Below are 21,388 nucleotides of genomic sequence, written 5' to 3' on the forward strand. Positions count from 1 at the left end.
AACGTTTGTTGACGGAAATATAAAGGGCCTTGAGGTGGTATTTTATACTTCAGAAATCCTGTATTTAATCCGAATTTATTGCACCACGTTTATATAAGCGGGATTTATTCTATCGAAAAACGGGAATAAAGTGATCTCGAGTCTGCAACAAAATATGAATGCCAGAAAAAAATTATGTACGAACAATTTCTTATTTCAATGAAAATAAAGATAAAATATTTGCTCGTACATTTTTAAAACATAATCTTTATCTGTTTAAGTCAGTACTATAACGAATAATGTGCTTTGTCCGCCACACGGTGTGTGCATACGCACTTGTGTGAAGCGTTATTGGCTTTGTTCATCTTGATCTCTCCTTGAGGGGGAGTGTGTTGAGGGCTTCGGGCTCGCCTTACTGCCCTACCGGGTGTCAAATCCGCATGAAAAACCCCTTCAGGCGGGGCCTGAAGGGGTAAGGGTTTTCACTTAAACGCTATGGCCTAGCCACGCAGGCTTGCACCATTTTTTTCCGCCACCTTGATGATGGCGGCAGAAACCGCTTCAAGATCCTTATCAGTAAGGGTTTTATCCGTAGGCTGAAGAGTGACTTCCAGTGCCAGCGAAACATGACCTTCTGGCACGCCTTGGCCTTCATAGACGTCGAACATATTGACCTCTGTGATCAGGGCCTTATCCGCGCCTTTGACGGCTTTAAGAAGCTCGCCAGCGGGGATGGATTTATCCATCAAGAAGGCAAAGTCGCGCCGTACCGGCATTAAGTCCGACAGCTCCAGCGGCGCGCGCGCTTTAAGGGCTTTTTTCTTGGCCGCTGGGATGCCTTTCAAGAACACTTCAAACGCGACCATGCGCCCATCGACGCCCAGAGCTTTAAGCACTTTGGGATGAATTTCCCCGAACTCCGCCAGGATATTTTTTGGGCCCAGGCGCAGAACGCCAGAGCGGCCCGGATGCCACCAGTCGCGCGCCTTAGCGGCGATTTGCAGATTATCGACCGGGGCACCGGCTGCGGCCAGGGCCGCCAGGGCATCGGCCTTGGCATCAAACAGATCAGCCGCTTTTGCGCCCTGCCAGTCGCGGGTTTTGACCACGGCGCGCACGCCCGCGATCACGGTTTGCTGACCCTTGGGGCTATCATCAAGATAGATGGGACCCGCTTCAAAGAAGCGCCCATCATAGAAGCCGCGATCAGCGCTCTTCTGGACCGCTTTGATCAGATGGATCAGCGCGCTGGGGCGCATGACATTCAGCTCTGATGAGATGGGATTGGCCAGGCGCAAACCTTCGCCATGACCGCCGAACAAGGCCGCATCGGGCTCATGGGCGAAGGACCAGGTGATCGCTTCTTGATAGCCCCGTCCTGCAATGGCCCGGCGTGCGGCGCGCACGCGGTTTTGCATCTCCGTTGCGGGGGGGGTTAAACGCGCGCCATCCGGGCGCTGCATGGAGACGGTTGGCAATTTGTCATAGCCATGGATACGCGCGATCTCTTCGACCAGATCGGCACTCTGGCTGGCATCACCGCGCCAGCTTGGAACCTTGACGACCCAAGGCGTTTGGGCGGTATCGGCCTCAAAGCCCAAGGCGCTGAGGATCTCGATAATGCGTGCCTCATTTAGATCCAAACCGGTCAGGCGTTTGACTTCGCTGGGGTTGAAGGCAATGTCGGCCGGATTGGCGGGGATCTCGCCGAAGATCACGGCTTCAGAGGCTTCGCCGCCACATAGGTCCAGAACCAGGCGCGTCGCCCATTCAATGCCGTCCTTGACGCTTTGCGGATCGACGCCGCGCTCAAAGCGGTATTTGGCATCACTATCAATGGCCAGCTCGCGCGCGGTGGCGCGAATAAGGGTCGGGTCGAAATAGGCACACTCGATAAAGACATCGGTGGTAGAAAGCTCAGAACCTGAATTTTCCGCACCAATAATTCCGCCCAGACCCAGGCATTTTTCTTCGTCCGCGATGACGCACATGCCTTCGCTGGGGGTATAGGCCTTGTCATTGAGGGCGTCGAAATGATCGCCCTCACCCACGCTGCGACGCACATGAATATCGCCGTTCAAGCGGGCCACATCATAGACGTGTAAGGGGCGCGCGCGATCAAACGTCATCAGATTGGTGATATCCACCAGGATATTGATCGAGCGTAGGCCGATGGATTCCAGCTTGGTTTTCAACCAGGCTGGCGAAGGTCCGTTTTTGACCCCTTTGATGAGGCGGCCCGCATAGGCGGGGCAGGCCTCAGGGTAATCCAGATGAACTTTAATCGGGCAGGGGAAGTTGCCAGGCACGGGCTCGGCATGGGCGGGCGTTTTCAAGGTGCCGATCCCGGCGGCGGCCAGATCGCGCGCAATGCCAAACACGCCCAACCAATCAGGTCGGTTCGGGGTAACCTCGAAATCAATGACGGGATTGTCCACGCCCAGCGCCACGGCGGCGGGGGTGCCGACGGCCCAATCCTCTTTCAGATCGGCGATGCCGTCATGATCTTCCCCGGCATTGAGTTCTTTGCTCGAGCACATCATGCCATGGGATTCAATGCCGCGAATTTTGCGCGGTTTTTTATCCAGCGCGAAATCCAAGCCCGGAATATAGGTGCCCAGGGGGGCATAAATCGCGCGCATCCCGGCGCGGGCATTGGGCGCCCCGCATACAATCTGCTTCATACCGTCCTTGGTTTCCACCTGACACACGCGCAGCTTGTCCGCATCGGGATGGGGCTCAGCGCTGTGCACATAGGCGACGGTAAAGTCTTTTAGTGCCTCAGCCGGATTGTCGATGTCTTCAATTTCTAGACCAGCCATCGTCATCGCTTCATCCAGATCGTGAAGGGCGATATCGGTCTCTAAATGCTCTTTGAGCCAGGACAGGGAGAATTTCATCGTAGGGCGTCCTTAAAATAAATCGTATCGGGGCTAGAGGTCGCTAGACGGGGCGGCGCTGCAATCTTTGACGGGTTTGGGGCGGTGATTGTCCAAATCGCGTACCCAGCATTCATTCAAGCTGGAGCAGTAACACACCTCAAAGCGCATATGATCGCCGTAATATTGGAAGGTCTCGACCAGATCATCATAACTGCGGCCGGGATATTCAAAGGCGAAGGGGGTGGCGGTTTCGCCGCTCGCCATAATCCGTCCCCGGATTGTATCGAAGGAGTGATTGCCGCCTTCTGGTGCGGTTTTGACTAGATCATTAAAGCTGGCGATAAATTCATCGCCAACATAGACCCGCACGCGTTCCACCATGGCGGGGCCAACGCCGACATTGGTAACGCGCATGCCGATGGAGGTGCCTTGCGGGTGGGCGCTGATAAAGCCACCGACCTGGATCGCGGGCCAGATCGAAGCGCGAATTTCCGTGCGCATGATATGGGCTTGATAGGTGCTGACACAGATTGCAGCAATACCAACTACGATCGCGGCGATCGAGCCAATGGTTTCAAACCGGCTCCAGGGGCGGCGGGTGCGGGCCATTAGCTTAATCCGCTGGCCAAGCTCGCCTGCAATAACGGGCTAAAGCCATAATGGGCGAGCCAGCGTTGATCGGGCTCAAAGAAGGGCCGCAGGTCCGGCATGCCATATTTCAACATCGCCAGGCGATCTACCCCCATACCGAAGGCAAAGCCTTGATAAACCTCAGGATCGAAGCCGCAATTGCGGATCACATTAGGGTGGACCATGCCGCAGCCCAGGATTTCCATCCATTTATCGCCAGAGCCGACTTTAACGGCATCGCCGACGCGTTCATAGCGCACATCCATCTCCGCGCTGGGCTCGGTGAAGGGGAAATGGTGCGGGCGGAAACGCGCTTCAACCTCATCAGTCTCGAAGAAGGCCGCGATGAAATCAATCAGGCAGCCTTTAAGGTGGCCCATATGGGTTTCTTTATCGATGACCAGGCCTTCGACCTGATGGAACATCGGGGTGTGGGTCTGATCCCAGTCACAGCGATAAACCCGGCCTGGCGCGATGATGCGAATAGGGGCTTTCCCCTGCATCATGGTGCGAATTTGAACGGGTGAGGTATGAGTGCGCAGGACTTTCGGCGTTTCGCCGTCTTTGGCCTCCATGAAGAAGGTATCATGCGTATCACGCGCGGGGTGACCTTCGGGGAAGTTCAGCGCGGTGAAGTTATGGAAATCGTCTTCAACATCTGGGCCTTCGGCAACGGCAAAGCCCATATCGGCGAAAATCACCGCCAGCTCTTCCATCACCTGGTTAACCGGGTGCAGGCTACCTTGGGGCTCACGCGCCACCGGCAGGGTGACATCCACGCGCTCGCTTACCAGACGCGCATTCAGCGCCTCATCTTCCAGCAGGTTTTTACGCGCGGCCAGGGCATCGGTGATGCGGGTTTTAAGACCGTTCAGCGCGGGGCCCATCACTTGGCGATCATCCGGGCTCATCTTGCCCAGCTCACGCATCATTAGGGAAATCTCACCCTTCTTCCCCATGGATGCCAACCGGATAGCCTCCAGGCTGGCTTCATCGCTGGCCGCGTTGATCTGCGCGCTATAGTGCGCTTCCAAGGTCTCCAGACTGGCCATGTCGCTCATCGTGTGCGCCTCTGCTCGATTAAATTTGTTCTGGTTTAGCCGCCCTCATGGGTCATGTCGAGCGATGGGGGTAGTTGAGGGGGTAAAGAAAAACCCCGCTGGCCGGGCCAACGGGGTTTCTGTCATTACTTGGCAGTCGTAAAGACTTAAGCCAGCGCAGCGCGCGCCTGATCAGCCAACGCTTTGAAGGCGTCGGGCTCATGGATCGCGATGTCTGACAGCACTTTACGGTCCAGCTCGATGCCAGCCTTATTCAGACCGTTCATGAAGCTAGAATAGGTCATTTCGTTCAAACGCGCGGCGGCGTTGATACGTTGGATCCACAAAGCGCGGAAATTACGCTTTTTCGCGCGGCGGTCGCGGTAAGCGTATTGTGCTGCTTTTTCAACAGCTTGCTGCGCAGTGCGGAATTGCTTGCGACGGGCGCCATAGTAACCCTTCGCAGCCTTAAGAACTTTACGGTGACGAGCGTGTGCCGCTGGTCCTGAAGATACACGAGACATTTAAGCGCTCTCCTTACCTAATCTCTGGTTATTATCGGGATCGCTACGGCTTAAAGCCCGTAGGGAATATACTTACGCACGATACGCGCATCTTGAGCTGACAAGGTTGTCTGCCCGCGCTTATCGCGAATTTGTTTCGGCGTGCGCTTGATCATGCCATGGCGCTTACCGGTTTGACCCGCTTTAATTTTACCAGAGGCGGTCAGCTTAAAACGCTTCTTCGCGCCACTTTTGGTTTTCATCTTCGACATTTTAATCTCCTTCACGTCGATCTCTCAAAAATAAATCGCTTTATTCTTGAGGGTTTAGACCAGCCGGCATGTCGATGGGGCCGCGATGGTCAGATCTGGAAAGCGCGCCTTATATCGGGTCTAGACGTAAAATACAAGGCCAGCGCTCAGGTGAAGCGCTGGCCTTGTAGAGATTTTTACGCGGGAGCGTGGCTTAGTCGCGGCTAAACTCGCTCTCAGAGATGCGCACATCGGCGCGCAAAGGATCGCTGTCAGAGAAACGCCCGACATAGATCACATAGCGCCCACTGTCAGGATCTTTAATCTCCAGTCCGGCATTAGAGCGCTGGGCCCCATCATCATCGCACTGCCATTCGCCAGAAGGACGGCGCACGGCCAAGGTCGTGTCGTTTGTGCCTTCGGTGTAAACGTACAGCATTTGCCCATCGCCGGTGTAATTGACGACGATGGTGGGCTCACGCGTGATATAACCCGCGCAATAGGTCTCATCTTCAATGGCTTGGCGCGCTTCGATCAGGCCATCAACTGGCACTTCAAGTTCATAAGGGTCAGGCAGGAAGCGCGGTTCAAGATTGATCTCATGGTAGAGCGCATTGGCTTCTGGGGTAATCTCATGGGATACGGCCTCTGCACCATAACCGGTTTGAGAGATGAAGAGTGTGGCGTTGAGTGCGTCCTCACCATCGGAATAACGTCCGACATAGATGGTGTAATCCCCACTTTGAGGGTCATCATAGGTGATGCCGGGGTTAAGCGAACCTGCGGTATCATCATCACAGCGCCAGTGGCCATTGGGGCCTAAAATGGCCAAGGTCGTGTCTTCATCGGCCTCAGCAGAGAATTTCAACGCGCCATCGCCCGCGCGATAGTTCACGCGATAATTGGGCGCGCGCGCAAAGCTGCCGCTGCAATATCCGCCTTCATCGATACTGTCTGATGCGATGGAATCGCTATCTGCTGGGCCACCGGCCTCGACCTGGATTGTAACGGGGTCTGGGCTGAAGCCATCACGCAGACGCCCTTCACCGGCGCTGGGCGTAAGCGCTGGGTTTAAGGTGTTGTCATTGGCAAAATATCCAATGGCAGAGATGACGATTTCGCTGTCTTGGGGTGTGCGCTCGCCCAAGGTTCCAGCCCAGATCAGATAATCGCCGCTTTCAGGCTTATCCAGGCGAATGCCGGGATTAAGATTGCGCGCGCTATCATCATCACACATCCATTCCCCAGATGGGGTGCGCACCATCAAGACACCGTCAAAATCACCGCGCGCGGCGATATAAAGCGGATGCCGCCCGGCGCGATAGGTCAGCGCCAGATTTGCGGCTTCCTGGGCATAGCCAAAGCAGTTCGCGCCTTCGACATGGCTGGCATTAACCTCGCCGCCTGCGCGCGTTTGTAGCGTGTAAGGATCATCGCTGAAGCCATCGCGTAGGGTGATGCTGGCTTGTGGGGCCAAAAGGGTGTTCAGCGTGCGCGAAAACGGATTGCGATCTGAATACCCGGTTTCAGAGATATGGATCATGCTGGCGGGATAACCTTCACCGGCCGTAAGCGTGCCCAACCAGATCGCATAGCGTCCGCTTTGTGGGTCATCCACCATAACGCCCGGATTGGTGCCAAACTCACCGCTATCGTCATTACAGCTATAGCTGCCATCGGGCAGGCGCACGATCAATGTGGTGTCGTTATCGGAGGCCCCGGAAATATAAAGCGGCGCAGAACCGGCGTTATAGGTCAGCGCCAGCGTCGGGGCATCGGTGATATAACCCTGACAGTGATCATCCAAACGCTCAGCATTGATCGCCCCGGCCGCACGCACGGCATAGGAGCTAGGATCAGGGGCAAAGCCGTGGCTCAGCTGGACATCGTGGAAGGCGGGCGGGGCATCGGGGTTTTGCGCCCAGCTGGGGGCACTGATTGAGATGAGGCTGATCCCCATCAAAGTTGTCAAAGCTGGTTTTGCCAGGCGCATAGGTGTGCCCTCCTCGGTGTGGAATTTATTCGTGTTCGTGAATGATCAATTTGGCCGGTTGCAGACTGGCATCGCCATAGGTGCCAACCCAGATGTCATATTGTCCCGACAGGGGCTGGTCGAAAACCAGCTGCGGATTAACGCCGCTCGCGCCATCATCGTCACAAAACCAATCGCCGTTCGGGTCATTGATGATCAAGGTGGTATCGGCGGTGGCTTCAACGCGGATGTCCAGAGGTTTGCTGCCCGCTTCAAATAACACGCGATAATCGGGGTTTTGTGCAATATTGCCGCGGCACGCCAGACCAAAGACGGTCAGGCTGTCAAGTTCGCCGCCTGATTGCAGGTCCACTTCAAACGGGCTGGGGGTGAAGCCGGTGGCCAGGCTGACGACACCATAAGAGGGCGCGCGGGTGAAATCCTGGGCGTAGGCAGTGGCTGTGGCGCAGAGGCCCGCAAGAAGGCTGAGTGAGAACGCTCGGTAATGCATGATCAAAGCCCCCCCCTGGCTTCGCAAAATTAGGCGCAATCGCCACCGTGTGGGCAGATTAGCCGACCTAGAGATAAACAACAGTCATAAGATAGTTTGAGCCATAAAAAAAGCCTGCCAGAGGCAGGCTTTTTTTAAGAATTGGTAAGGTTTAGCGCGGGGCCATGATCATGATCATTTGACGCCCTTCCAGCTTGGGCTCGAACTCAACCTTGGCAATATCTTCAAAGTCGACTTTCACACGCTGCATCAATTCCGCACCACGATCTTGGTGGGCCATTTCACGGCCGCGGAAGCGCAAGGTGATTTTGACTTTATCGCCTTCGTCAAAGAAACGGCGCATCGACTTGGTCTTGACCTCATAATCGTGCGTATCAATGCCCGGACGCATTTTAATTTCTTTGATGTCCTGGGTTTTTTGCTTTTTCTTGGCTTCAGCTTTCTTCTTCTGAGCCTGGTATTTCAGCTTGCCATAATCGACAATTTTACACACGGGCGGGCTGGTATTGGGGGAAACCTCAACCAGATCCAGGCCTGCTTCCTGTGCAGCTTCAAGGGCTGCCTCGATGGGCATTTCACCTTGTTTTTCACCATGTTCGTCGATAAGTAGAATCCGTGGTACACGGATTTCTTGATTGATGCGCGGGCCATCTTTTTTCTGTGGCGGTGCGACGTGTGGACGGCGAGCTATGCGTCTTCTCCCTAATTACTGCGAAGGATATGAGAATAAATGCGAGATGTTCATAAACGGTTGCAATGAACGCTAGGCTCATTTCTTCGCCATGAGTCTTAAAGAAGGCTCTTATCGCGAATATGCCCCCCAGATCAAGGGTATTCACAGAAAATCACCTTAAAAGGGGTGTTCTGTTGCAGGTCGACTAGGCCGCCTGGGTGTCGCGATTGAAGCCACCGGCAAAGCGCATGGCCTGAACAGCTTCAGGAACAGAGATTTGCGCCAGGGTCGGGGCGTGCATCAAAACGGTGGTCGCAGGGCCGCGCGGGGCCTCTTCATAGGGCGCTTCGGGGCCGGGATGGAATACGACAGCGGGGGCACCAGCTGCGACCATCAAATGTAAAAGGCCAATATTTTCACCGAAGGCAAAGCCCGTATGGCGACCCAGGCCGGTGAGCTGTACCAGATTGGCGCGCCCCGTTAGATCGCGCGCGCCCGGTGTGACATGGGCGACATAGCGCCCGACTTCGCGCGCGCTGGGCCCGCCGATGATGGCCGGTTCAATGCCCATGCTGATCAGCTCATGGGCGAGGGAGGCCCAACGCTCTTTGGGCCAGCGTAGCGCTGGGATCACATCATCGCCCGCGGGCACAAACAGGGCATATTGACCCTGAAGGCCAAAATAAGCCGGATCCACGGTGCGCGATTGCTTGGCGACGAAATCAACCCATTCCGCGCTGGGCGGCGGTGCGCCCCCTGGGGGATAGCTGGTGGGGCCCAGCCCGGCCGCGCCCAGGCGCTCAGCCACGCGGTCGATCGGGTGGCCTTCATCCTTGGCATGGGGGGCGACATCGACCCAACGCGTCTTGGCAAAGCGCATCGCGCTTTTCAATTTCGCGCTGGCTTCACCCGCACCAAGATCATAAATGATATCATAGTTGGAGGCGCGCGCGGCCTTCATGCGGTCGAACCAGTTTTTATTACTGGCCTGATCGAGATTGCTTTGGACCTCATTGAAATACGGGCAGTATTTCAGAAGGCTTTCAAACTCCCCGCCGCACAGCAAGGTGATACGAGCTTTGCGATGGCGCTCACGAATGGCGCGCGCCGGGGCCAGCATGCGTACGGTGGAGATGAGATCCCCGTCATGGAGCAATAAGATTTGCTCTTTGGATGTGTCATCAGTGTTCATACGTCATACTCTAGGGCTTCGCGATAGACCTGCAAGGTTTTCTCTTGCAAAGACTGTTTAGAAAAGTGTTCCACCACGCGCGCGCGCGCATCCATGGCCAGCTGATCTAAGCGGTCCTGGGGTAATGATAAAACATGGCTGAGGGTTTGCGCCAAGGCCTGATCGTCGCCTGGGGTCACGCGCCAGCCCGTTTTTTGATCCGCTATCACTTCGCACGCCCCCCCATGATCAGCTGCAATCACCGCACGGCCCATGGCCTGCGCCTCTGCGGCGGTGCGTCCGAACGCTTCTGGTTCAATAGAAGGGGTCAGCACAACCTCACACGCAACATAGGCCGCTGGCATGTCGAGAATATGACCAGGCAAGCGAATATTGTCTAAAATCCCTAAATCTTTAGCTAATGATCTCAACCCGTCGACATAATCATCACGGCCCTGGGCATCGCCCGCCATCACCAGAACATAGCCTTTAGGGGCAAGGGGCGCGAAGGCTTTCAGGGCCACTTCCTGGCCTTTCCAGCGCGTCAGGCGGGCGGGCAATAAAATCGCTTTTTGCTCGGGCGCTAAATCCCAGCTGGCGCGCATGGCCGCGATACGGCTGTGGTTGACAGCTTTGGGATCGAGTGTTTTCAGATCCACCCCGCGCGGAATAATGCGCAAGCGATCTTCACCCACACCGTGTTCGCGGCGCACATGATCGGCGATGAAATTGGAATTGGCGATGACCCGGTCGCCCTTGGCCATCACCGAATTATACCAGCGCTTGAACCCTGATTTGGCATTATAAGTGCCGTGATAGGTGGTGACAAAGGGGATCAGCGTGCGCTTGGCGGCCCAATAGGCGCTCCAGGCCGGTGCGCGTGAACGGGCATGGATAATATCAATATCGCGCTTGCGAATAATATCGGTCAGTCGCCCGGCATTTTGCCAGATTGTGAAGGGGTTTTTGGACTTCACCGGCATGCGGATTAACTCCGCGCCCAGGGCCTTTAACTCATCCACCATGCGTCCGCCTTGACTGACCACCAAAGCCTTGCCGCCTGAGCGTATAATGATCTCAGCGACTTCCAGGGTGGTGCGTTCCGCGCCCCCCGCATCCAATTCGGGTATCACCTGCAGGATGTTCATTGCGACGTGTCTGTGCCCTACACAAATATGTTAGTCATGTGTTCGTATGCCTTATGCTTCTACGCGAGTTAGGCCCAAAACACCAAAGGGGAAAACATCCTATGGCGATCCAGAACCAACAAGCTTCGTCCTTGCCGCGCTCCGACAATGAGTTTCTGGCCTATCATCGCCATGATGGCGCGCCGGATAAATCCGGGGTGATCTGGCTGGGTGGGTTCCGCTCTGACATGGAAGGGGGAAAGGCCTTGGCGCTGGAAGAATGGGCAAAAGCGCAGGATCGCTCTTTCGTGCGCTTTGATTACTTCGCGCACGGACAATCTTCGGGTGCATGGGATCAAGGCACGATCGGGCGCTGGCGTGAAGATGCGGTGTGCGTGATTGATCAGTTGAGCCAAGGTCCGCAAATCCTGGTGGGCTCGTCCATGGGCGGGTGGATTGCGCTCTTGTGCGCGCAGGCGCGCCCAGAGCGGGTCAAGGGCCTGACCCTGATTGCGCCAGCCCCTGATTTCACCGAGACTTTGATGTGGGAGGCGATGCCCCATCATGTCCAACAGGCGATTATGACCGAGGGTTATTGGGATCAACCCTCCCCTTATGGCGGCCCGGTGCGGATCACCAAAACCCTGATTGAGGAAGGCCGTCAGTGGCAAATCCTCGACGGTCATATTGAATTTTCCGGCCCGGTCCAAATTCTGCAAGGCTGGCAGGATCCAGACGTGCCTTGGGGGCATGCTTTGCGGATCCTGGAATGTGTGACCAGCCAGGATGTGCGCTATCACCTCAAGAAAACGGGCGATCACCGCTTGTCAGAGCCCGATGATCTGGCGCGCCTATGTGATTGGGTCGCAGAGAATTGCGCGCAAGTCGACGCGAAATAAGACCGCCGTTTTTTAAAGCGAGGCTTTAGCCGCCCGCGGCCAATATGGCCGCCAGTCCGCTTTGATAATTGGGATAAAGCGGGCGCCAGCCCAGCTGGGCTTTGGCGCGTGCATTCGAAACGCGGCGGTTTTCGGCGTAAAAGCTCGCCGCCATCGCACTCATCCTATCCGGGGCGAAAGGCTCTAAGGGGGGGGCGGGCGCGCCGATCAGGCCGCATGCATGGGCGATGACCTCGTGTTGGGGCGCGGGACAATCATCGGCCAGATTGAACGGGCCGGGCGCGTCAGGCTGGTCCATCGAGGCCAGCAGCGCGCGGGCAATATCCTCGGTATGGATGCGGGAAAAGACTTGGCCGGGCTTGTCGACGCGCTTGGCTGTGCCTTCACGGATTTTGTCAAACACAGACCGGCCGGGGCCGTAAATTCCGGCACAGCGAAAAAGGCGCACCGGCGCGCCGCTGGCGATCCAGCTGGCCTCAGCCCCCGCGCGCCAGTGGGAACGGCGTTGACCGGGACGCGGCGCATCGTCTTCAAAGGCCCAGCCGCCTTGACGATCGCCATAGATCCCGGTGGTCGAGATATAGCCGATCCATTGGGCCTGGTAGTCACCGGCCGTGATCAAGGGCAATAGCGCGGGCAAAAAGGGATCGCCCTGCGCGCCGGGCGGGGCCGAACACACGACATAGCGCGCCTTTTGAAAGGCTTGGCTGAGGGCGCGCTCTGCACTGACTGATCCATCAGTTAGAATGACGTCATAGCCTAAGGCTCCGATGTCTTGGGCTTTTTGTGCGCTGCGTGTCGTGGCGATGAGGGTATGGCTGCGCTTTTTCAGGTGCGGGGCCAAAGCTGCCGCACAAAAGCCATAGCCCAAGAACAAGGTGAGAGGTGCATCTGTCATGTGCCTTGGCGCTTTCTTCTCTTTATAAGAGCCCCTCTCCCGATAGATGCGCAGATCTGATTGGGATCAAAGCTTTTTGGATTTTTATACGACATGCCGATGCCTGCCTTAATAAGCCTGATTATGGTGCAAAGCCTAACCCTGTCTCCAGCCGTTTCTTCAGCGCCCGATCATGGCCCTGACCTTGAAAGTCAGCGCCTTAGGGCTTGCATGGTCGAGGCGTTAGACAATAATGAAAGCGCATTTGAAAAAGGTCTCATCTGGTCCGGTCAAGGTGGTGGCTGGGCGGCGGAATTTTGCGTCGGCTTTGCCTTAAGCCAAGGCCATCAGTTGGATTATGGCGTGGCGCGTATGGAAGCGGCCAGCGAGGGCGAAAATCTGCCCCCCGATGTAAAAGCGGTAATGCTGACGCAAATCGGTGATGTGCTGGCGCAAAATCGCCAGTTTGAAGCCGCACAAATCCGCTATGATGCGGCCCTGGCTCTGGAGATCGGTAACAGCGAGCTGTGGTTGGCAAGCGCCAATAATCAAATTGCACTGAGCCATTGGGCCGAAGCGCTCAGCGCCAGTGAGGCCGCTTTGGCGCTTAATCCACAATCGCCGGGTGCTCTGGAAGTCAAGGCGCGCGCTTTACTGGCACTGGGGCGTCGGCAAGAGGCCGCTGCGGCGTTGGATGCTGCTTTGACGCTTTATCCTGAGGATATCAAGCTGCTCGTTCTACGCGGTGATATCCGCGAAGCGCAAAGGCAGGAGGCCCGCTAAGGCCTCCCCCTCTTGTTTAATTAGCCAGGGACGCGATGACCGGGCAGGACAGAGGCCTGACGGTGGGCTTCACGCGCGATATCACACACGCCGTGCGCTTCAGGTGAGCGCTGAACAGCGCCTAACCCGCCGTCACGGCGACGATAGAAGCCGGTTTGACTGCGATCATCTTCAGGGCGCGCACCGCGGCGAAACTCGCTGGCCACAGCTTCATCCAAGGCATCGCCCAGCGGACCTGCCACTTGGGAGGCCTGAATAACCCAGGCTTGACGCTCACCATTCAAGGCGCAGGCAACGCGGATAATACCATTTGCGCCCCGCTCGACAAAAACGCTATCCTCAGGGATGGCGTTCATGAAGCTCTCATCATCGGCTTCGATGGCATTGCGTGCCGCTTGGTCAAGGGCTGTAATGCTGGGGCCTTCCTCATCGCTATCATCATCAGAAGACGGGTCCTCAGGCTGAGACGTTTCAGACGCGTTCGTGTCTTCTTGCTCAGTGACCTGGGTGTCTTGAGCAGGCGCTTCGCCCTCCTGCTCGGCTGGATTTTGGCAGGCGGCCAGAATGAAGGCACACACTGCTGCTTGAGCCATCAGTACTTTTTTCATCACAAAACCCCCTTAAGGATGGAAAACGTCTGTTATTACGCGCTCTCAGAATAAAACAGAAGAGCCCTTTTGGGGATTTTTCGGAAACGTCATAAAGCCCTAGTCTGCGAAGAAGGCTTGAACCTCTTTAATGAGGGCCGCTTTGGCGGCGCCAACGATTTTGGCCCCTGCATCGACACTGGCTTGCGCCGGGTCAGAGCCGATCCGACCATCGGCGAATTTCGCGCGATAATCGGCGGCATCACGAAAACGATCAGACGGCGCAATGCGCGGGGTCATCACAACGTCTTTAATGGCTTCCGGGTAGGCATAATAGGTCACGGAAACCTCTGAGGCTGTGGCGTGCGAGCCTTCGCCCACGGGGAAGATGGATTTGCAAAGATCCAAAACGCCGTTCAATTCCCACCAATTGCGAAGCTTCAGGTGGTAGGGGCAGGCCATGTCATCAAAGGAATAGGGCGCATAGCTCTCGATAAAAGCGGCATCAATTGTGGTGATATTGCCGCCATGGCCGTTAAAGAAGTAAATCTTTTCAAAGCCGTGACGGTGGAGCGATCCAATCCAGTCTTGAAGCGCGGCAATCATGGTTGAAGGGCGCAAAGTGATGGTGCCCGGAAAGCCTAAATGGTGCTGGGCGCAGCCGACATTAAAGGTCGGCCCGACTAAAAAGCCAGCGTCCTCAGCGGCTTCATGGGCAATGATTTCAGGGCAAAGCGCATCGGTGCCGAGAAGGCCATTGGGCCCATGTTGCTCGGTTGAGCCAATGGGAATGACAATCCCTTTTGATGTTTCCAGATAGCGCTCAATCTCAGGCCAGCTTGCCAGATGCAGTTTCATCAAAGGGTCCTTATCGTGATGGCCCTTATGGATGAAGGGCCGTGTTAGCGTGTGATAACGCGTCCCATTTGATCAAGATAGGTCTGTTCGCCAGGTGTGTAAGGGCCGGGATGGAGGTCGGTTAGCAGGGTGAAAAGTCCTTGATAAGCGTCTAAACCGACTTGTTTATAGAGGCTTGGTGAAAGCTTTCGTGCGATGGTTTGTTCGTCATTGAGATGGCTGACATGCCATTTGGCGCGTTGATAAAGTTCAATGGCGTGCTCGCGATCAATCTCAAACAGGCTTTGAAGACGTGACAAAAGCTCAGCCTGACGGTCTTCGTGACGCCCGCTCAAGGTGATGAAGCCATACAGCAGTAAAGTCGCGGCCTCTTTCGGATCTTCGATAAGCCCCAGGGGGTGGCGGCGGCTTTTGCTTTGAAAGCCGAGCTTGCGTGGCAGATTGAACAGGCCTTCTGCGGCCTCGCCCAGTTCGTGCGCAGCTTGGGCGGCAATTGAGATGCGCCACAGTAAAATGCCAAGCCCGCTTAAAAGGCCAATAATTGTCAAGAGTATATGCATGTCCCACCTCGCCTGAATTCGTCTATAAGGGGTGGGTGAAGGTGTCAATAATCTTCTGGGGCTTCCTTTTTACAGAGCGCTTTGGGGTTTGAGCGTTTAGGGGGGTATTCTACATCGCCTCTAGAAAGTGTTGGAAAACCTAAATCATAGTTCGCGCTAAGTTAAGAACTGGACGAGTGTATTCAAAATCATCGACTTGGTGTGGACGCGCTATGACCGATATTCTCTTTATGGGGGAATGCGAGGCGGTTTCGATCATCGCTGAAAAGCCTTTGAAGGCAGGATGTGATAAAAGTCACAGACAGAATTCGTTTAAAATGTTGAATTCCCGGCCTGATATGCCTTGACAGGGTGGGGCTAATAAAAAATAACTTCACTGAGTCTGAAAAAGACTCGCCAATTGCGCGCATACAGATAGAACGGCAGGCTTATAATTTGATCGAGTCAGTGTAGAGTTGTGAGAGTTTGGTGTGGGCTTTGTCTTCAAAGTCCCCATAAAGCATTGCTTATACATTTAAATCGTGAGGGCAAGTTGGAGGGGGCCATGCGGTCACACGCAATTCTATTGGTTGAAGATGATGATGGCGATGCCTTTCTCTCAACCCAGGCTTTGCAAAATGGCTTGCCCAATGTGCAGGTTGAACGTGTATGTAATGGTGCGGAGGCGTTGTCTTACCTGACCTGTGAAGGCAAGTATGACGGTGCACGTGAGCCCTCTTGCATTCTTCTTGATTTGAAGATGCCTTATCATGACGGCCATTGGCTGTTGGACCGTCTGCAAAGTTTAGGCCGTTTTCAGCATATTCCGGTGATTGTTGTGTCGGGATTTCCGCCCCGTCAGGGCCGCGAGCCGAATGATTACCCCAATGTGGCCTGCACGATTGAAAAGCCCACGAGCTTGGACCTTTATAAGGAGCTTTTGTCGATCGTGGCGATCATGGTGGGCGGGACTTTAGGGCCCGCGCTGCACGCGAACGAGAATTACGCCTAAGCATTAGCCTAAAGTCTAATATCGCATTCTTCGCACTTGCGTCACGGTCCATCCCCGATCATTGTTAGGTGATAATAATCACACACACTTATTCGGGGAGAAGCGCTAATGAGTGATGAGCGCGTACCTATTCCAAAACCCTTTGCCGAAACGGCTCACGTTACGGCGTCTATTTATGAAGACAAATACCGTCAGTCTTTGGACGATCCAGAGGCGTTCTGGGCGGAGGAATTACAGCGGGTAAGCTGGTCCAAAGCGCCCACGAAAATCAAAGATGTCTCTTATGCTAAGGACGATCTGCATATTCGCTGGTTCGAAGATGGTGAGTTGAACGCGTGTTATAATTGCGTGGGTCGCCATCTGCCCCATAAAGCCAATGATGTGGCCTTGATTTGGGAAGGCGATAATCCGGCCTATCACCATTCCATCACCTATGGTCAGCTCCACAATCACGTCTGCCGCTTTGCCAATGAATTAAAAAAAATTGGTGTCAAAAAAGGCGACCGCGTTACGCTATATCTGCCGATGATCCCGGAAGCGGCCTATGCCATGTTGGCGTGTGCGCGGATCGGTGCGGTCCATTCAGTGGTCTTTGGCGGCTTTTCGCCGGATGCTTTGGCGGGGCGGATCCTCGATTGCCAATCAGAGTATGTCATCACCGCCGATCAAGGCGTGCGCGGTGGTAAGGCCGTGCCCTTAAAAGATAATGTCGATAAGGCGTTGGAGCAGACCCCAGATGTGAAGGCGGTGTTATGTATCCGCCATACCGGCTCAAAAGTCGGCTGGAAAGAGGGCCGTGATTTTTGGCACCATGATCTGGCGCTGGAAGTCGATGCCAAATGCGCCATTGAGACCATGTCGGCGGAAGATCCGCTGTTCATCCTCTATACTTCCGGCTCAACCGGTAAGCCCAAGGGGGTCTTGCACACCACAGGGGGGTATCTGGTCTGGGCCGCGATGACCTTCCATTACACCTTTGATCATCGCCCTGATGATGTGTTCTGGTGTACCGCCGATGTCGGTTGGGTCACGGGGCATAGCTACATCGTTTATGGGCCGTTGGCGTGCGGCGCGCAAAGCGTGATGTTCGAGGGTATTCCGACCTATCCCGGCCCGGATCGCTTCTGGCGCATCGTCGCCAAGCACAAAGTCACCATTCTTTACACCGCCCCGACCGCCATCCGCGCGCTCATGCGCGTGGGGGAGGAGCCCGTGAAGAAGCATGATCGCTCTTCCTTGCGGCTTTTGGGATCGGTGGGTGAGCCGATCAATCCCGAGGCGTGGCGCTGGTATCATGACGTGGTGGGCGAAGGGCGCTGTCCTATCGTTGACACCTGGTGGCAAACCGAAACCGGGGGCCAGTTGATTACCCCGATGCCGGGCGCGCATGCGCTAAAACCCGGTGCGGCGTCAAAACCGATGTTCGGTATTCGCCCGCTCTTGGTGGATAATGAAGGCCATCTCTTGCCGGAAGAGGGCGCGCAGGAAGGTAATCTGGTCCTTGATGGTTCTTGGCCCGGTCAAATGCGCACGGTCTATGGCGATCATCAGCGCTTTGTGGATACGTATTTCACGACCTATCCGGGCTATTATTTCACCGGGGATGGCGCGCGCCGTGATGCGGACGGCTATTGGTGGATTACCGGGCGCGTGGACGATGTCTTGAATGTCTCGGGCCACCGTCTGGGCACGGCAGAGATTGAAAGCGCGCTTGTCGCCCATGAATTGGTCGCCGAAGCGGCAGTCGTCGGCTTCCCTCATGATATCAAAGGCCAAGGCATTTATTGCTTCGTCACTTTGATTGCGGGCATTGTGCCGTCTGATGAAACTGAAACCATGTTGCGTCAATGGGTGCGCCAAGAAATTGGACCGATCGCGACGCCGGATCATATCCAATTTGCGCCAGCCCTTCCTAAAACCCGTTCGGGTAAGATCATGCGCCGAATTCTGCGCAAGATTGCTGAAGGGGCGATGGATCAATTGGGTGATACGTCGACCCTTGCTGATCCCAGTGTAGTTGAGGATCTGATCGCCGGACGCTTGACGTAAGTGAGGCGGTGACAAAAAGGTGTGCGGGCCGGGAACCGGCCTTGCATCTTGTCACTTATTCTTTGTAATCGCCGACTTGGCAGGGGCGAGTGTCTACGCGATACTCGCCCTTGGTTTATTGATGCAGTGAGGGGATGGCCATGCGCCGTTTGACTATAGCCACATTGGGTTTGGTGGGTCTGGGTGTAAGCGCCTGTACCACGGCTGAGCCGACTTGCCGCGTGGTTACGCCGGCCGAGCATGCCTTTTTTGCGCGTATTGTGGCCCATGATAGCGAAGGCACGGCGAGCATGATCGCCCCCCAGGGGGCTTCCAGTGCTGCGGCCTTGCGCGCGAATAACCCGGCCCTGGCGCAACAGGTGTTTGGTCAACGCATGGGCGATCGCTCCGTGCGCACGGTGTTGATGCGCCCACCGGTATGCGTTTATGACGCGGCAGCTGTTGAAGGGGCGCAATTGCGCTATGTCTTTGCCAAAGATCGCTTTAGCGCTCTGCAAAACCCAGAACTTCCCGGTGTTGAGCTCGGTACGCCGGGTGCGGATTATGCCGCGTGCCGCTTTGTTGAAACCGCCTCGGGCTGGCAGCCGGGTGATGCGTGCGAAGCGACTTTTAGGGGTGTTTTAAGTTCAAGCTAGGCGAACGCTTGTCCCTCTGTTATACTCGTTAACAGGTCTGAACTGGACATGATTCAGCTAGGATCTACGCGCAAGGTGGGAGTGGGTCGTTGGATATCAGCGGCCCACTTACCTTTTATATTCCATGGCTTTAGCAGGTTTTGCGCCCATTCATCCCATCTTCACCGGCTTTTGAGCCAGGCCCACAAAGTCGTGACTAGGCAATGTGGCTGCGTGTGATAGCGTGCGCCGCGACGCATTTGCGCATTGGGAGGATTTGATGCTGTCATCCACATTTCTACTGGCGCTGGCCAGCTCGACTTTAGCTCTGACGTCTATAGATACCCCTGCCTACATCACCGCTGCGGTCCATGATGAAACCCGCCCGGCAGAAGATGTCGTGCGTGATGAGGGCCGTAAACCGGGTGAGGTTTTAGCGGTTGCCGGGATCAAGCCTGGTGATCACGTCATCGATCTGATCGCGGGCGGGGGATATTATACCCGCATTCTGTCTGCGGCGGTGGGCGATATGGGTCATGTCTATGCCCAGAACGATGTCTATGTGGCCACCAATTACCCTCAAGCCGTCACGGGTATGGAAGCTTTGGCGGCTGAGCGTGAGAATATCACCAGCTTTGTTTGTGAGCTTTATGAGCTGGATACCGCTGAAGCTTTGAACGGTGAGCAAGTCGATGCGGTCTTCATGGTGCTCTACTACCATGATCTCTTGCTACAGGATGTGGACCGCGCGGCCATCAATCAGTCTATTTACAATGCACTAAAACCCGGCGGGACCTTCTTGGTTGTTGATCACCACGGCGCGGATGATATTGACCGCGATGGCGTGGATGCGCTGCACCGTATGGCTGAAACCCAAGCGATTGAAGAGATCACCGCCGCCGGTTTTGTGTTAGAAACAGATAGCGATATCTTGGCGCACAGCGAAGATGACCACACTCAGAATGTGTTCGCCGATGGCCTGCGCGGTAAGACGGACCGCTTCGTCCATGTCTATCGTAAGCCTATGTAAGATAAGCGGCGTTTTCAATTAAGACCGCAGACACTCATGCCCCGCCCTCACGCTTTGCGTGGGGGTTTGGTATGTCTGGCTTAGCCTTCGACCCGTAAAATATCGCCAGGATGTTTGTGAAGCGCGCTCAGAAGGCCCTCTGGTGCATGCTCTTGGATATAGCGATTAGGATAGAAGCTTTGAAACGCCGCATAGGCGCATAAGTCGGCGGCCTGAAGCAGCAGCGAGGCGCGGCTATCGCGCTGTTGGGGATCTTCGACGATCCAACGAAGCGGCCGGTTTTTCAGGCGCTTAAACCATAAAAAACTGCGTCGGTTGACCCAGCGTTCGCGCCGTAACCGCCGCATCAGGCGGATCAGCTTGCCCCCATGGGTATCATCACACAGCACCAGGCCTTGGCGGCCTTTGGGTGGGGGGCGATGGCGGCTAAGCTTTGCTAAGCGATCTTCAAATTGGCCCAAATGGGTCTGCCAAGTGGCTGTAAAGACATCGCAATCGGGCGAAAGATCGGCTTTCACGCCTGCGCTTAATAGGATTTGGCTCTGGGGAATATTGGCAATCGCGCTCAAAGTGTCTTTAAGCATCGCCACCCGGCGTTCTGGTGCCATAGTGCGGGTGCGCATAATCTGACTGGCGCGCAATTCGTTGCGCACGGGCCAGCCATACGCGCGGGCCAGTTTCTGGCGGATCTCCATCAAATAGGTTTCGGCTTCATGCCACCCCGTGGAAGGTAGGATAATGCCGGACAGCACGAAAACCGGCGAGCCCCCTTCGGCCCGGCCGCCATCACCGGATTCATCCACATACATGAAGTCCATGCCCGCCCCCTTACGCTGCGCCATCATAGGCGCAACGCCAAGCGGGTCTATCGAAAACGCGCTCTAGAGCTGAACTTTGGCATAGATCGCGCTGTCACGGATCCCCAGATGGGTGTGCCATGTGGCGACCAGACGACCTTCATAGCGAAAGCCAAGTTTCTCCAACAGGGCGATGGAGGCGGTGTTATCAGGATCGGTGTCGGCATAAATGCGGCGCATGCCCTCAGAAAAGCCATATTCGACCACCCGTGCGCACGCTTCGAAGGCGAGGCCCTCACCTCTGGCAGAAGGCAGTGTGATATATCCGATTTCTGCCACGCTTTCTTTGCGGATCATCAATATGACCCAGCCCAGCGCCAGCTCGGGGGCTTCACGCTTTGTGATTGCCCAACATGGGCCCGCCTTGGCTTCGATATTAAAGCGCATGTATTCGCGGGTTTCTTTGAGGGTCTTTTTCGGCGCACTCGACCAATAGGCCATGCTCGCCTCATCGCTGAGCGCGTCATGAAGGGCCGGGACATCGTCATAGCTCAGCGCGCGCAGATGCAGGCGCGGCGTCATCAAGATTGGCGTAGTCATCGTG

General features: G+C 55.7%; 22 protein-coding genes. 6 read left to right on the top strand and 16 right to left on the bottom strand.

Annotation, left to right across the window (positions count from 1 at the left end; all coding sequences use genetic code 11):
• Nucleotides 1-479: 479 nt before the first annotated feature.
• The 10 genes from pheT to H151_RS0105995 form a co-directional block, all read right to left on the bottom strand.
• On the bottom strand, nt 480-2,879 hold the full coding sequence (gene pheT, locus H151_RS0105940; protein ID WP_019960732.1) for a phenylalanine--tRNA ligase subunit beta: 2,400 nt from the start codon (nt 2,877-2,879) through the stop codon (nt 480-482).
• Nucleotides 2,880-2,912: 33 nt separating this feature from the next.
• Nucleotides 2,913-3,470, bottom strand: a complete 558-nt coding sequence (locus tag H151_RS0105945) for a hypothetical protein (RefSeq protein ID WP_019960733.1) — start codon at nt 3,468-3,470, stop codon at nt 2,913-2,915.
• A complete protein-coding gene (pheS, locus tag H151_RS0105950) occupies nt 3,470-4,543 on the bottom strand; it encodes a phenylalanine--tRNA ligase subunit alpha (protein ID WP_026353851.1) in 1,074 nt (357 codons plus the stop codon). The genes H151_RS0105945 and pheS overlap by 1 nt, the downstream gene beginning before the upstream one ends.
• A 155-nt stretch (nt 4,544-4,698) precedes the next feature.
• Nucleotides 4,699-5,055 carry a 50S ribosomal protein L20 gene (gene rplT / locus H151_RS0105955; RefSeq protein ID WP_019960735.1) on the bottom strand — a complete coding sequence of 119 codons (357 nt, stop codon included), beginning with the start codon at nt 5,053-5,055 and terminating at the stop codon, nt 4,699-4,701.
• A 50-nt stretch (nt 5,056-5,105) separates the two neighbouring features.
• Nucleotides 5,106-5,306 (bottom strand): 50S ribosomal protein L35, encoded by a 201-nt coding sequence (rpmI, locus tag H151_RS0105960; protein ID WP_026353852.1) that lies wholly within the window; start codon nt 5,304-5,306, stop codon nt 5,106-5,108.
• A gap of 193 nt (nt 5,307-5,499) precedes the next feature.
• On the bottom strand, nt 5,500-7,278 hold the full coding sequence (locus H151_RS16915; protein ID WP_051088955.1) for a hypothetical protein: 1,779 nt from the start codon (nt 7,276-7,278) through the stop codon (nt 5,500-5,502).
• Nucleotides 7,279-7,303: 25 nt separating this feature from the next.
• Complete coding sequence (locus H151_RS0105980) at nt 7,304-7,768, bottom strand: hypothetical protein (RefSeq protein WP_026353853.1); 465 nt, start codon at nt 7,766-7,768, stop codon at nt 7,304-7,306.
• A 151-nt stretch (nt 7,769-7,919) separates the two neighbouring features.
• The gene (gene infC / locus H151_RS0105985) at nt 7,920-8,459 is read right to left on the bottom strand and encodes a translation initiation factor IF-3 (RefSeq protein WP_051088956.1); all 540 of its coding nucleotides are present in this window, start codon (nt 8,457-8,459) and stop codon (nt 7,920-7,922) included.
• A gap of 187 nt (nt 8,460-8,646) precedes the next feature.
• Complete coding sequence (locus H151_RS0105990) at nt 8,647-9,633, bottom strand: glycosyltransferase family 9 protein (protein WP_019960739.1); 987 nt, start codon at nt 9,631-9,633, stop codon at nt 8,647-8,649.
• On the bottom strand, nt 9,630-10,760 hold the full coding sequence (locus tag H151_RS0105995) for a glycosyltransferase family 4 protein (protein ID WP_019960740.1): 1,131 nt from the start codon (nt 10,758-10,760) through the stop codon (nt 9,630-9,632). The genes H151_RS0105990 and H151_RS0105995 overlap by 4 nt, the downstream gene beginning before the upstream one ends.
• Nucleotides 10,761-10,861: 101 nt before the next feature.
• Between H151_RS0105995 and H151_RS0106000 the strand changes: the two genes are divergently transcribed.
• Entirely contained in the window at nt 10,862-11,638 is a 777-nt protein-coding gene (locus H151_RS0106000; RefSeq protein WP_019960741.1) for an alpha/beta hydrolase, read from the top strand.
• Nucleotides 11,639-11,663: 25 nt separating this feature from the next.
• Here H151_RS0106000 and H151_RS0106005 read toward each other — a convergent pair whose 3' ends face one another.
• Nucleotides 11,664-12,536: a Rossmann-fold NAD(P)-binding domain-containing protein gene (locus H151_RS0106005; protein WP_019960742.1), complete on the bottom strand. Its 873-nt coding sequence runs from the start codon at nt 12,534-12,536 to the stop codon at nt 11,664-11,666.
• A gap of 99 nt (nt 12,537-12,635) precedes the next feature.
• On the opposite strand from H151_RS0106005, the gene H151_RS0106010 reads away from it, so the two are divergent.
• A complete protein-coding gene (locus H151_RS0106010; RefSeq protein WP_169336713.1) occupies nt 12,636-13,298 on the top strand; it encodes a tetratricopeptide repeat protein in 663 nt (220 codons plus the stop codon).
• A 20-nt stretch (nt 13,299-13,318) separates the two neighbouring features.
• Here the strand turns inward: H151_RS0106010 and H151_RS0106015 are convergent, their stop codons facing one another.
• From H151_RS0106015 to H151_RS0106025, 3 genes are all read right to left on the bottom strand, one after another.
• Nucleotides 13,319-13,906, bottom strand: a complete 588-nt coding sequence (locus H151_RS0106015; RefSeq protein WP_019960744.1) for a hypothetical protein — start codon at nt 13,904-13,906, stop codon at nt 13,319-13,321.
• A 99-nt stretch (nt 13,907-14,005) separates the two neighbouring features.
• Nucleotides 14,006-14,743 (bottom strand): creatininase family protein, encoded by a 738-nt coding sequence (locus tag H151_RS0106020; protein ID WP_019960745.1) that lies wholly within the window; start codon nt 14,741-14,743, stop codon nt 14,006-14,008.
• A 44-nt stretch (nt 14,744-14,787) separates the two neighbouring features.
• The gene (locus tag H151_RS0106025) at nt 14,788-15,303 is read right to left on the bottom strand and encodes a hypothetical protein (protein ID WP_019960746.1); all 516 of its coding nucleotides are present in this window, start codon (nt 15,301-15,303) and stop codon (nt 14,788-14,790) included.
• Between the two features lie 544 nt (nt 15,304-15,847).
• Between H151_RS0106025 and H151_RS16920 the strand changes: the two genes are divergently transcribed.
• The 4 genes from H151_RS16920 (at nt 15,848) to H151_RS0106045 (ending at nt 19,987) form a co-directional block, all read left to right on the top strand.
• Nucleotides 15,848-16,294 carry a response regulator gene (locus H151_RS16920; RefSeq protein WP_019960747.1) on the top strand — a complete coding sequence of 149 codons (447 nt, stop codon included), beginning with the start codon at nt 15,848-15,850 and terminating at the stop codon, nt 16,292-16,294.
• A 108-nt stretch (nt 16,295-16,402) separates the two neighbouring features.
• A complete protein-coding gene (acs, locus tag H151_RS0106035; RefSeq protein ID WP_019960748.1) occupies nt 16,403-18,343 on the top strand; it encodes an acetate--CoA ligase in 1,941 nt (646 codons plus the stop codon).
• 140 nt (nt 18,344-18,483) lie between these two features.
• The gene (locus tag H151_RS0106040; protein ID WP_026353855.1) at nt 18,484-18,978 is read left to right on the top strand and encodes a hypothetical protein; all 495 of its coding nucleotides are present in this window, start codon (nt 18,484-18,486) and stop codon (nt 18,976-18,978) included.
• 259 nt (nt 18,979-19,237) lie between these two features.
• Entirely contained in the window at nt 19,238-19,987 is a 750-nt protein-coding gene (locus H151_RS0106045) for a class I SAM-dependent methyltransferase (RefSeq protein ID WP_019960750.1), read from the top strand.
• Between the two features lie 80 nt (nt 19,988-20,067).
• Here H151_RS0106045 and H151_RS0106050 read toward each other — a convergent pair whose 3' ends face one another.
• Together H151_RS0106050 and H151_RS0106055 are read right to left on the bottom strand one after the other, a co-directional pair.
• Nucleotides 20,068-20,805, bottom strand: coding sequence for a DUF3800 domain-containing protein (locus tag H151_RS0106050; protein WP_169336714.1), 738 nt, complete (start codon nt 20,803-20,805; stop codon nt 20,068-20,070).
• A 63-nt stretch (nt 20,806-20,868) separates the two neighbouring features.
• Nucleotides 20,869-21,384 carry a GNAT family N-acetyltransferase gene (locus H151_RS0106055; RefSeq protein WP_019960752.1) on the bottom strand — a complete coding sequence of 172 codons (516 nt, stop codon included), beginning with the start codon at nt 21,382-21,384 and terminating at the stop codon, nt 20,869-20,871.
• Nucleotides 21,385-21,388 lie beyond the last annotated feature (4 nt).

It is taken from the genome of Woodsholea maritima DSM 17123 (genome assembly GCF_000382325.1).
GTDB classification, from domain to species: domain Bacteria; phylum Pseudomonadota; class Alphaproteobacteria; order Caulobacterales; family Maricaulaceae; genus Woodsholea; species Woodsholea maritima.